The organism is Bacillus sp. BS1807G30, from assembly GCF_040047675.1.
Lineage (GTDB): Bacteria > Bacillota > Bacilli > Bacillales > Bacillaceae > Bacillus > Bacillus altitudinis.
Window position 1 is genome coordinate 3591846 of record NZ_CP157353.1, and the last position, 12061, is coordinate 3603906.

A 12061-nucleotide genomic window follows, 5' to 3' on the forward strand; every position below is an offset into this window, starting at 1 on the left:
GTGACAAAATGGGAAAGCATTACCCACTCGTTCACCCAAATGTGAAAGGCTTTTTGCATGGTGGCGACTATAATCCTGATCAATGGCTCCATATGCCGGAGATCATTGACGAAGATTTTCGATTAATGAAGCTTGCACACTGTCAAACATTCTCTATCAATATTTTCGCTTGGAGCAAGCTCGAGCCAAAAGAAGGGGAATATGATTTTGCCTGGCTGGATGATATCATGGACCGCTTGGCAGCGCAGGGAGCTCACGCCATTCTCGCCACGCCAAGCGGAGCAAGACCTGCTTGGCTCTCGCAAACATATCCAGAAGTCTTACGCGTTGAAGCAAACCGCCAGCGCAACTTACACGGACTTCGCCATAATCATTGCTTTACCTCACCGGTTTATCGAGAAAAAACGAATACACTCAATCGTTTGCTCGCTGAACGCTACAAGGATCATCCAGCGCTGATCATGTGGCACATTTCAAATGAATACGGCGGTGAATGTCATTGTGATCTTTGCCAAGAAGCATTTAGAGACTATTTGAAAGACAAATACAACCATGACCTTGAAGCTTTGAATCAAGCATGGTGGACGGGATTTTGGAGCCACACCTTTACCGATTGGTCACAAATCGAGTCACCAGCCCCTCATGGCGAGCACATGATTCATGGCATGAACCTAGACTGGAAGCGTTTTGTCACAGCACAAACGATCAATTTTTATCAAAATGAGATTGAACCGCTACGAGAATTAACACCTCATGTGCCAGTAACCACCAATTTTATGGGCGACTATCCGCATATGCGTCCATTCCTTGGACTGGATTATCATCAATTTGCAAAAGAAGTCGACGTGATCTCATGGGATAGCTATCCAGCATGGCATAGCGGCAGAGAAACCACTGCAGAATTAGCGTCAAACGTCGCCTTCGTTCACGATTTGTATCGTTCATTAAAGGGTGGTCAGCCGTTTCTTGTGATGGAAAGCACACCAAGCCTCGTGAACTGGCATGAAGTGAATAAGGTGAAGCATAAAGGAATGGCACACCTCTCTGCCATGCAGGCGATTGCCCACGGGTCCGACTCCGTCCTTTATTTCCAGTGGAGACAAGGTCGAGGCGCCTCTGAAAAATTCCATGGAGCCGTTGTGGATCATTCAGGACATGAACACACGCGTGTGTTTCAAGAAGTCGCTGATTTAGGAAAACAGCTGGAGCAGCTTCAGCCGATTGCGGGTACATCCGTTCAACCAGAGGTCGCCATCATATATGATTGGGAAAACCATTGGGCGATTGATGATGCGCAAGGTTTAAATAATACCAACAAACGCTATGTAGAGGCTTGTCAAACTCATTATCGAAGCTTCTGGAAAAAGGGCATCCCTGTTGATATTGTCGGAATGGAAAAGGATTTCTCATCCTATAAAGTGCTTGTGGGGCCAATGCTCTACATGATCAAACCAGGCGTGGCAGAAAAGATCGAAGCATTTGTCAAAGAGGGAGGCATTTTTGTGGCAACGTACTGGAGCGGCATGGTCGATGAAAACGACCTCTGTTTCCTCGGTGGTTTCCCTGGCCCTCTCCGCCATGTACTTGGTATTTGGGCAGAGGAAATCAACACATTGATGCCAGATGAACACGTCTTAATGACCACAGGAAATGGACGCACTTATCATGTCGGCCAATATTGCGAATCCATTCACCCAGAATCAGCCTCTGTGTTAGGGCATTTTGAGAATGGCTGCTATGAAGGACAGCCCGCCCTTACTGTCCGTCCATTTGGCAAAGGGAAAGCATACTATATGGCTTCTGAAAATGAGCAAGCGTTTTATGATGATTTTTACGAAGATCTCATCACAGGAATAGGCATACAACCGATCCTCTCCTCTTCAATTCCAGAGGGAGTCAGTGTCCAGAAACGAACAGATGGATCGCAGGACTTTGTGTTTATGATGAATTTTACAGAACAGCCACAGAACATTTCACTAGATTCAGCGGAAAGCTATGAAAATATGCTGACTGGACAGCATACATCTCAACAGTTACAACTGAATCCTTACGAATACGTTATTTTGAAAAAATAGCGTGAAAGAAGCGTCCATCCAAAGGGCGCTTCTTACTTTTAAGTGAATCTAAATACCTATAAAATCTCTTCCGGTAGTAGATTATCAATAGAAGTATTATTTTTTATCTAAATTTTTTGACATATTGAACACCGCGCCACGATTGGATTCACCATCCTTTTTTACCATTGTATAGGTATGAAAGCGGTTGCCTAATACTCATATTTTTGATACTCTTTTTTTCAATGCAGATGTGGGACTGCATTGGTATAAAAACAAACAAATGTAAACGGTTTATTGTAGGGGGAGGGGCTTATGTTAACGTTTGTTGGATTGTTGATTATTTTAACGATTGTTGTTTTGCTGATTTGGGGGAAAGCAAGCCCAATTGTCGCCATGGTCATGGTGCCTTTAATAGGGGCATTCATCGCGGGATTTGGTATCAATGACATTCAAACCTTCTTTGAAGAAGGGATTATCAAAGTATTGCCGGTGGCGACCATGTTCATCTTCGCCATTTTATTTTTTGGCATTTTACAAGATACAGGGTTCTTTGAACCTGTAATTAAAACGTTAATCAAGCTGACCAGAGGGAATGTTGTCACAGTTGCGATGGGAACTGCCTTGATTGGAGTCATCGCACACTTAGACGGAGCAGGCGCTACCACCTTTTTATTAACTGTACCTGCACTGCTTCCGCTTTATAAAAAATTACATATGAGTCCTTACTTACTACTATTGTTAATCGGGACAAGTGCTGGATTAACCAATATGGTGCCTTGGGCCGGCCCCACAGGACGGGCAGCGAGTGTCCTTAATATGGACCCATCTGAACTGTGGGTACCGCTCATTCCAATTCAGTTGATCGGGGTCGTGCTCATATTAGGAATGGCATTCATTTTAGGAAAAAGAGAAGAAAAACGAATTCGGGTGAAAGTTGCAGCAAATGAAGTAGCTGCGGTTCAATTAGAAGGCGCTGATTGGGATCGTGCCATTCAATCAATCAGCGAAACAGGCGATGCGTCTTTAAAGCGTTATCACTTAATCTGGGTCAACTTTATTCTATTTTTAGCTGTTGTTGTCCTTCTCGTGCTAAATGTGATTCCTGCTAGTTATATGTTTATGATTGGTCTTTCACTAGCACTTTTGGTGAACTATCCGAATGTGAATGTACAAATGGAGCGAATTAAGGCACATGCTCCAAGTGCACTAATGATGGCGGCTGTTATTTTCTCCGCAGGTTCTTTTTTAGGAATTCTTGAAGGAACGGGCATGCTAAAGGCGATTGCAGTGGACAGTATTCACATTTTGCCAGCTTTCTTACTGCCATTTTTACATATCATTGTGGGGATATTTGGGGTTCCGCTTGATATGCTGACAAGTACAGATGCCTATTATTATGCACTCTTGCCGATTGTCGAATCGATTACATCAGAGGTTGGTGTGTCAGGGACATCTGCGGCATACGCCATGATGATTGGAAATATCATCGGCACCTTTGTCAGCCCCCTTGCGCCTGCTGTATGGCTTGCCATCGGTCTTGCAGGGGTCGATATGGGGAAACATATCCGCTACTCCTTCTTTTGGATGTGGGGGTTCAGTATCGTTTTACTCATCGTCGCCAAACTGATTGGCATCATATAAAAAGAAAGACATGCGCTGATTTGCGCATGTCTTTTTCTTTTGAATTATGAAGGATATTCACTCGTGTGAATGTCTGTTTTCGGTTTTCTAATCAGTGACATCAATCCAACGATTAGCAACAAGATCATCGGAACGAAAGCAAGACCAACAGTTCCAATTAAAAGAGTCACAGCGGAAACCAAGAAAAGAATACCAGAAAGCACGGCACGGCGGTCTGTTTTCAAAACAATCACACCAACAAGGGCTAAAACAGCCGCAATTGCGGAAACAACCATAAACTGAACGCCAAAGGCATGAACCGATGCCTCAAGTGTTTCAACTGGCAAGGCACTGCCTTCCTCTTTTAACACTTCATTCAATTCTTCATAAACTGCTGGGTCCACAGAGAGCATCAATGCCCCAAAACCAACACCAATTACGTTGAGGACAATACTGATAATCCCCATAATTTTTTCACCTTTACGCTTAATCATTGATAGAAACCTCCTAAAAAGTTAAATTAACCTGTTTTTACTTCTCGCTTTTGGAAGACGATTAAAGCAACCGCCAAGAAGATGGCCCAATAAATGACTAGGACCGTTAGTGAGAATCCTAGGGACATGCCTTCGATATAAGTAGGTGTTTCTGCGAAATACTGTACAGGATCGTTGGCAAACAATAAGTATTTCGCCCAATCAAAGAAGAACATCAAAATGCTTGTGATGGATGCTCCGACAACATAGGCTAATACACTAATCGCTATGGAAATGGCCTCGCTTCTAAACACCGTTGAGATAGCAAAAGAAAGTGTCCCTAATACAACAAACATAGCACAATGCGCCAAATAATAAGAGACCATATTTGCAAACTGAGACCGTTCAATGACTTCACCATTTTGATAAGCCAAATACACATAATCATTGTTTAGTCCAAAGAATATCGCACCTAAGATAAAGGATAAGATAAATAGGACAGCGATCAGGAAAAGTGAATATAGTTGAACGGTAAAGTATTTAGACAAAAGAACCTTCAACCTGGATGGCGGACGAATCAGTAATAATTTAATTGTACCATGCTTATATTCAGCCGAGACAATTGTGGCTGCAATAATAATCACAAATACACCGACCAGCTGAAGCAAATTAGCATTTGTTTTCACATAAGTCCATGCATTTTTACCGAATTGATCGGCTGGAGGTAAATCATGTTTGATTCGATACTCATTGATCGCTATTTCGGTTTCAAGGGATCTCTTATAAAAGCTTATATTATCCTCTTTCAATTCTTGCTTCTTTGCTTTATTGATTTCTTGCAACTCAGTTTTCCAATCACCGGATGCTTGATCTCCGTCATTTGTCTTAACAGCAAAAATCAACGTCGCAATCATACCTAAAACAAGAAGCCCAACCATAATCCAAGTACCCACACGATAACTGATTTTCATCCACTCGTTTTGAATGAGGCGAATCATACGTCTGCCTCCTTTTTACCTGTTAAGCTTAAGAACTTATCTTCTAAGGTTTGTTTTTCTATTTTGATTTCGTACAAATGAATAGAAGCTTCGCTCAAATGACGAATCAATTGTGGCATCTTCTCTTCTAGGATGGAGAAGAATAAGTACTGCTCCTCTTCTCTAACTGTGATACCTTCCTCAAATGCTTCAATGAGCTTTTGAGTTTCTTCTAGCTCGCTTGATGCTACTTTCATACGATAGTTGACCAAATCATCCTGCTTCGTCTCTGCACGCTGATCCTCAATCGCAATCAGCTTTCCTTTTTGGATAATGGCGAAACGATCACACATCAATTCCATTTCTGACATGAGGTGACTTGAAACAATGACAGCAAGCCCTTCTTCCTTTGCCAGCCTTCTCAAGTAATCTCGTATCATACGAATTCCCTCTGGATCTAGTCCATTGGTCGGCTCATCTAAGATTAGCAGTTTCGGTTTATGTATCAATGCCTGAGCAATCCCCAAACGCTGCTTCATTCCTAATGAAAACGTACGGACACGCTTATGTTTCACATGCTGCAAACTAACTAGTTCTAGCAGTTCATCAATTCGACCTTCATCCACTTTTCCATTCATTCTGGCAAAATGAACAAGGTTTTGTCTCGCCGTTAAATGATTATACATTTCTGGATTTTCAATAATTGCACCGACATCTTGGATGGCATGCTGATATGAGGTTTGAATACTATGACCATTAATCAGAATGTCACCAGATGTAATGGGAGAAAGACCGACCATCATGCGAATGGTTGTCGTTTTTCCTGCGCCATTCGGCCCTAAGAAGCCAAAGACTTCGCCCGCTTGGACAGAGAAACTCAAGTCTTGAACAATCTTTTTCCCGCGAATATGCCTAGATACATTTTGCAGTTCTAAAACGTTCGTCACGTTACCTCTCCTTCTTTGTCTAAGTATCATCTATCATCTATTTCCTGATAAACACCATGATCCGTCAAAAATAGAAGAACACTTCCATATGGTACAGCAATGCCCAAAAGTTGTGAAGGGGATTAGGCAAAATTTAGAGAATCATCTGCCTTTTTTAAGGTGAGGTTAAGGTAATCATTTTAATAAGATCTTATTGCACGAAAGGGACTCCCCTAAATTTTATAGGAATTAGAACCTAAATCATAAATAGTATATTTTCAAATTCTTTAAGTATGATAAAATATATTAACTTCAGCTACTCCCTCAACATAAAGATATAATAGAGGCAAGCGATAAGATGTAGAGTTAGGTCACCTTGTCTTTTTTCAATACTGACTGTTGCAGGTGGTATTATTTTATCGTATGTAATGTCAGCGATGGTCTGCTTTGAGTCTTCCAATCTAACACGTTTATCTGCGAAACCTTTCTTTAGATAATAGGTAGTATCATTGATGATGAAACGCATCGTTGGATTTGTTTTGATTTTAGTTTTATCTTCGAATATCAACCTTCCTTTCTCCTTACATTCTATGCTCCAATTTGAGCGGTACATAGATCTGAAGGATATATTTTCTGTAGCTTTTACAACAGTATTCAAATTTGCATCCATAACCTCAACATTCACAAAAAACTCATCAAATATATGATCCAAAATTCTCTCAGCTTTATTTTTATAAAATCTTTTTATGAATCCAATGGGGACACCTTCTTTATTGATAATAGGGATGCATTTAGTCGTTTTTTTCATAACAGTTTTTTTGAAATATCCAAATTCCACTTCTACCACCCCATCGATAACTGATCTTCAAAAATAAAAGCTTTATAAAAAATATAAAACACCTAATGAGTAAAGGAATTGAATCCCTTTGACAATTTAGGTGTTTTTTATACGTTAACAACAATCATATACATCATTCTTCTTCAGCATTTATAGTAAGCTTGTCATGACCGAACTCTAATTATGAGAAGAACATTTCTTTGTCATTATACTTTTTTCACAAACTCCGATTTTAACTTCATTGCGCCAAAGCTAGGAATTTTACAATCAATGTTATGATCGCCTTCGACTAAACGAATCCCTTTGACCTTCGTCCCTATTTTTAAAACCGAAGAAGAACCTTTGACTTTTAAATCTTTAATCACAGTGACCGTGTCACCATCACTTAATAGATTTCCATTCGCATCTTTGACAACAAGCTGCTCCTCTGCCACTTGTTCTTGTTCTAGCGACCACTCATGCGCACATTCAGGACAAATAAGCATGCTGCCATCCTCGTATGTATAGGTTGAACTGCACGATGGACAATTCGGTAGATTAGACATTTGTGTTTCCTCCAACTTTCTTTTTCATTTAGAACCATTTTACCACATTTCTATAGAAAGAAATGTGATAGAAAAGGAAACATTTTTCATCATTTACTTATCTCTTCCAAATGTCATGACGGCCGCAATATTCCGCGCTGTTCTCTCTACATGCACACTAGCATCATGCATGGCTTCAGCCAGAGTCGTGACGCCAGGGACAATACTAAAAAGTGCATCAATGCCATGATCATGTACGACTGCACTGTCTTTTGAGAGAGACCCAGCGATGCCAATGACAGGGAGTCCATATTGTTTCGCAGCTTTGGCTACACCGATCGGCGTTTTTCCGTAAATGGTCTGCTGATCAATCCGGCCTTCCCCTGTAATGACTAGGTCAGCATCCTTTAGTACGTCAGCAAAATGGACGGCTTTCAGTACAATATCGATTCCCTTTTGCAGATCAGCCTGTAAAAAGCCTAATAAACTCGCGCCCAGTCCTCCTGCCGCTCCTGCACCTGCCGCATCCCCAAAGGAGACATGAAGATGCTGCTTAGCCACTTGTGCAAAATGAGATAAATTCTTGTCCAACAGTTGAACCATTTCTGTATCTGCTCCCTTTTGAGGACCGAACACAGCAGACGCTCCTCTTTCACCCGTTAAAGGGTTGTCCACATCACACGCTACTTCCAGACGGACTGATTGCAATCTTGGATCCAGTCGAGATAGATCAATAGAAGCTAATTGATTCAGTGATCCACCGCCCGGCATGAGGTCTTGGCCTGCTTTATCGAGAAAAGAAGCACCTAAACCTTGCATCATGCCAACGCCGCCATCATTTGTTGCGCTTCCGCCAAGCCCAATGATTAAATGCTTCGCTCCTTTATCCAGCGCTGCAAGCATTAATTCTCCTGTCCCTCTAGACGTCGTGAATAAGGGGTTCCGTTTTTCTGGCGGGACAAGATGTAATCCTGATGCTGCTGCCATCTCTATGACAGCTGTCTGACCATCTCCCAACATACCAAAAAAGGCATCCACAGGTTTGCCAAGCGGGCCCGTGACCGCTTGCTGGACAATCTTCCCGCCTGTCGCATCCACTAACGATTGAACTGTGCCTTCTCCTCCATCTGCCATTGGGATTTTCATATATTTTGCGTGTGGCAAAATAGAACGAAATCCTCGTTCAATGGCACATGCTGTCTCATAAGCAGATAAACTTTCTTTAAATGAATCTGGTGCGATCACAATCTTCATCCAAAAACCCCTCGTTTCTCATTAAATCCTCAGCCGAACAGCTGGAAAATACCAAAGATAATGGTCGATACAACGGTTAATGTCAAACCAATTAACGATTCAAAGGGCATTAATTTCAACCGTTCTTTTATCTCCATTTGAACACTTCCTGCCGTTGCATGGAAAAAGCTTCCGTGCGGCATATGATCGAGCACAGTTGCGCCAGCGTGAATCATAGCTGCGCCTGAAAGGGCAGATACACCAAGACCAATAAGAGTTCCGCTAAATACACCACTTGCAACTGCCGTCCCTGCAGTTGTCGAAGCTGTGGCAGCCGACATAAAAATTCCAGACGTTGGTGCAAGCAAGTAAGGAGGTAATCCCGAAGCGTCAAGCGCCTGAATAAATACCTCTTTCATGGAAGAATTCGATACAATTCCAGCTAATGTACCTGTCCCTAGTAACATGATCGCTACACCTGACATTTTATGCAGCCCTGACATCGCATAATCATTGAGAAACTTCCCTTTTTTCATGAAAAGAGCGCCAACAATTCCTCCTATTGGTAAGGCAATCATTGGATCAATATTTATTTGAAACAATGGTCTCAAGGCTAACAAGAGAATGGTCACAAGCGGTCCTACAAGCGCTTGTAGAAAACCAGGCACTTGAACCTGGCCTTGGTCAGCTCCCTCTTCCAGAACAGGTGTCCCTTTATTCGCAAGCTTTTTGGCTAATACATATGTGACGGCTATCCCGAAAATAGCCGGTATGACACCTGCCGCCATCAGGGAAGTAAGCGGTACACCAAAGGCATCAGAGGCTGCAATGGCATTCGGATTCGGTGACATGATATTCCCCGCCTTCCCTCCTCCAATCATCGCAAGTAAAATCCCCGTTTTAGAAAGTTTTGCACGCTTGGCAATGGCAAGTGCGATTGGTGCTACTGTAATGACTGCTACATCTACAAAAACACCCACCGTTGTTAAAATCATTGTTGCAAGTGCGAGTGCTAAAAGTGCCCTCGCCTCTCCAAGCTTTTTGACGATGGCCTCCGCAATAGATAGCGCTGCTCCCGACTCAATTAAAACCCCTGCCAGTACACCTGCCGCCATGATTCGAAGGACAGCCGGAATCATGTCCTTTGCGCCTTCCATCATGACATTCACGGTCTGCACAACATCTACACCACCAACCAAACCGCCAATAAATGCACCTGCCAGCATGCCATAAGCAGGTGATACTTTTTTTAAAATGAGAACAATAGCGATCACAAGCGCAGTCAATGCGCCCAATGTACTTACTGTCACATCTCCACCCATTCTCCATCCCTCCTGATTGTCTTTTCTTAATTGTAAGCGTTTACTCATTGGGATCGAGTTGTGAATCTTAATGAACTTCTTTTATTTATTTCTCAATCTAGTTGTGCAAATGCACAATTAAGACAGTTGATTGTCCAATTGTGCTATGTACAGCTCCATCAACTGTTTCACATGACGAGGGTCTTTTCCGGTCAATGCCTGGATTTTATCTAAACGATATCGCAGTGTATTACGGTGAATAAATAGACGATCAACGATTCTTTGTAAATCCCCGCCCTCTTCAATGTAAACCTTTAACGTTTGAACGAGCTCCATTTCTTGTATCAGCGGATGATAAAAATCACTCCACCGTTTGCCCTCTTTGGCGGCTCTCGCTTTTATAAACAAGCTTTCAAGCTGATAAGATTCAAAGACATATATGCTTTCCTCTGGATGGAGCACCTTTCCTAACCGCAGGGCCTCTCTCGCATGCTGAAAGGACAACGGTAATTGACTCATGTCCTCAGCGACAGTTCCTACACCCACTAGCACTTGTCCATCAACTGCACCTGCCATTGTTTGTTGCAGCTGTTCTATCACATGCTTGAATTGATGGTCACATATCGGCTGTCTTAACAGGATCAATTCATGACGGAAGGTCATGCCTAGTAAATCATCCGCATTCTTATCGTATTGAATGGCATGCATCATTTTGTGTACAGTGTCCTCAGACGATGGAATCGGCTGAAAAACAATAGCCATTCGCCGCTTGTCTAAAACCATTCCAAGCCAGTCAGCACGGTGTTTCAGCTGATGATCACCCATGTCAGACTCGGAGATGAGTTGATTCACAATTTCACTCTCTATTCGCTGCCGCCACTGGAAGCGTTCAAGCAGAAAAGATTGCTCTAATACGAGCTCAGCTGCCATTTTCACCAGCTCGGCATGATGACGAATGTCCTCTGGCTCACCCGTAATCCCAATGACACCAACTACTTGTTCCCGAAAGCAAATAGGCAGATTGATTCCAGGTCTCACGCCTTTTAAGCGGCGGGACGTCTCCTGATCAATCTCCACACTATTTCCGCTTGACAGCACTAGACGTGCTCCATCATGTTCTTGTCCAATCCTTTTTCGTTCACCAGACCCAATAATGACACCATCTGCATTCATGACATTGATGTTTTGATGTAAAATATGCATCGTACGTTCAACCATCTCTTGAGCCAATTCACTGGTTAAAAATTGCATTCAGCATCTCTCCTGAAGGGGTTTTCATTCAATGTATCATAGTGTCATTGCACAATAAATGCAAACCTTAAAAAAACAGCCGTTGACAAAGATACGCCAAAAAGTGTTTAATCAAATCAAGGGACCGACCGACAGTCTAGTCAAAAGAAAGGATGGCTTTATGAGAACCGTTAAACATCCTGAGGAACGCAAAAATGACATCTTGAATGCAGCAGAGAAGCTTTTTTCAACCAAAGGCTATCAGCAAACCACAATTATTGACATCCTCAAAGCCGTTGGCATTGCAAAAGGCACATTCTATTATTACTTTACTTCCAAAGAAGAAGTGATGGATGCAATCATTGACCGGATCATAAAAGCAGATATCATCGAGGCAAAGCGTATTGCCGCTGATCCAGATATCTCAGTGGTTGATAAATTATTTCGCATCATCATGGCACAATCTCCTAAACAGGGCAGCCATAAAGAAGGCATGATCGAACAATTTCATCAGCCTGCTAATGCAGAGATGCATCAAAAAAGCTTGATCAAAGCCATTACAGAGCTATCACCCGTTTTAGCAGAAGTCATTCAGCAAGGGGTAGAAGAAGGGATATTTCAAACGGATTACCCGCAAGAGACGGTCGAATTTCTCCTCGCTTCTGCACAGGTTATCTTTGATGAGGGACTTTTTCAATGGACCACAGCGGAAAGCATACAACGAGCTCTAGCATTTATCGCAATCCTTGAAGCCTCATTACATGCAGAAAAGGGAAGTTTCTCCTTCCTTCTCCAACGTTTAACTGGAGAACCGGAAAACAATAATCAGTGATTGGTCACTTCAATACCAATCCTGCATACATTATAGACTGACGGTCGGTC

General features: G+C 42.4%; 11 protein-coding genes. 3 read left to right on the forward strand and 8 right to left on the reverse strand.

Annotation, left to right across the window (positions count from 1 at the left end):
* The first annotated feature begins 8 nt into the window (after nt 1-8).
* Nucleotides 9-2075, forward strand: a complete 2067-nt coding sequence (locus ABG082_RS18505) for a beta-galactosidase (protein WP_348936377.1) — start codon at nt 9-11, stop codon at nt 2073-2075.
* Nucleotides 2076-2369: 294 nt separating this feature from the next.
* On the forward strand, nt 2370-3698 hold the full coding sequence (locus ABG082_RS18510; RefSeq protein WP_348936378.1) for a citrate:proton symporter: 1329 nt from the start codon (nt 2370-2372) through the stop codon (nt 3696-3698).
* A gap of 44 nt (nt 3699-3742) precedes the next feature.
* Here ABG082_RS18510 and ABG082_RS18515 read toward each other — a convergent pair whose 3' ends face one another.
* The 8 genes from ABG082_RS18515 to ABG082_RS18550 all read right to left on the reverse strand — a co-directional run bounded on the left by ABG082_RS18515 (nt 3743) and on the right by ABG082_RS18550 (nt 11200).
* Nucleotides 3743-4171 carry a DUF4064 domain-containing protein gene (locus tag ABG082_RS18515; protein WP_024720447.1) on the reverse strand — a complete coding sequence of 143 codons (429 nt, stop codon included), beginning with the start codon at nt 4169-4171 and terminating at the stop codon, nt 3743-3745.
* 26 nt (nt 4172-4197) lie between these two features.
* A complete protein-coding gene (locus tag ABG082_RS18520; RefSeq protein ID WP_250027077.1) occupies nt 4198-5148 on the reverse strand; it encodes an ABC transporter permease subunit in 951 nt (316 codons plus the stop codon).
* Entirely contained in the window at nt 5145-6074 is a 930-nt protein-coding gene (locus ABG082_RS18525) for an ABC transporter ATP-binding protein (RefSeq protein WP_082136066.1), read from the reverse strand. Before ABG082_RS18525 ends, ABG082_RS18520 begins: the two co-directional genes overlap by 4 nt.
* A gap of 295 nt (nt 6075-6369) precedes the next feature.
* Complete coding sequence (locus ABG082_RS18530; protein WP_348936379.1) at nt 6370-6891, reverse strand: hypothetical protein; 522 nt, start codon at nt 6889-6891, stop codon at nt 6370-6372.
* A 206-nt stretch (nt 6892-7097) separates the two neighbouring features.
* Nucleotides 7098-7436 carry a zinc ribbon domain-containing protein YjdM gene (locus ABG082_RS18535; protein ID WP_039962846.1) on the reverse strand — a complete coding sequence of 113 codons (339 nt, stop codon included), beginning with the start codon at nt 7434-7436 and terminating at the stop codon, nt 7098-7100.
* A 93-nt stretch (nt 7437-7529) separates the two neighbouring features.
* Complete coding sequence (locus ABG082_RS18540) at nt 7530-8669, reverse strand: glycerate kinase (RefSeq protein WP_348936380.1); 1140 nt, start codon at nt 8667-8669, stop codon at nt 7530-7532.
* A gap of 29 nt (nt 8670-8698) precedes the next feature.
* Nucleotides 8699-9970 carry a GntP family permease gene (locus ABG082_RS18545; RefSeq protein ID WP_116306540.1) on the reverse strand — a complete coding sequence of 424 codons (1272 nt, stop codon included), beginning with the start codon at nt 9968-9970 and terminating at the stop codon, nt 8699-8701.
* Nucleotides 9971-10087: 117 nt separating this feature from the next.
* Nucleotides 10088-11200 carry a sugar diacid recognition domain-containing protein gene (locus ABG082_RS18550; RefSeq protein WP_272511275.1) on the reverse strand — a complete coding sequence of 371 codons (1113 nt, stop codon included), beginning with the start codon at nt 11198-11200 and terminating at the stop codon, nt 10088-10090.
* Nucleotides 11201-11360: 160 nt separating this feature from the next.
* Between ABG082_RS18550 and ABG082_RS18555 the strand changes: the two genes are divergently transcribed.
* Nucleotides 11361-12011 carry a TetR/AcrR family transcriptional regulator gene (locus ABG082_RS18555; protein WP_317328332.1) on the forward strand — a complete coding sequence of 217 codons (651 nt, stop codon included), beginning with the start codon at nt 11361-11363 and terminating at the stop codon, nt 12009-12011.
* Nucleotides 12012-12061 lie beyond the last annotated feature (50 nt).

Bases quoted from the DNA above. Each gene is read 5' to 3' on its own strand.
- ABG082_RS18505 (WP_348936377.1), top strand. From the start codon at position 9: ATGGGAAAGCATTACCCACTCGTTCACCCAAATGTGAAAGGCTTTTTG.
- ABG082_RS18535 (WP_039962846.1), bottom strand. From the start codon at position 7,436: ATGTCTAATCTACCGAATTGTCCATCGTGCAGTTCAACCTATACATAC.
- ABG082_RS18520 (WP_250027077.1), bottom strand. From the start codon at position 5,148: ATGATTCGCCTCATTCAAAACGAGTGGATGAAAATCAGTTATCGTGTG.
- ABG082_RS18515 (WP_024720447.1), bottom strand. From the start codon at position 4,171: ATGATTAAGCGTAAAGGTGAAAAAATTATGGGGATTATCAGTATTGTC.
- ABG082_RS18545 (WP_116306540.1), bottom strand. From the start codon at position 9,970: ATGGGTGGAGATGTGACAGTAAGTACATTGGGCGCATTGACTGCGCTT.
- ABG082_RS18550 (WP_272511275.1), bottom strand. From the start codon at position 11,200: ATGCAATTTTTAACCAGTGAATTGGCTCAAGAGATGGTTGAACGTACG.
- ABG082_RS18540 (WP_348936380.1), bottom strand. From the start codon at position 8,669: ATGAAGATTGTGATCGCACCAGATTCATTTAAAGAAAGTTTATCTGCT.
- ABG082_RS18555 (WP_317328332.1), top strand. From the start codon at position 11,361: ATGAGAACCGTTAAACATCCTGAGGAACGCAAAAATGACATCTTGAAT.
- ABG082_RS18510 (WP_348936378.1), top strand. From the start codon at position 2,370: ATGTTAACGTTTGTTGGATTGTTGATTATTTTAACGATTGTTGTTTTG.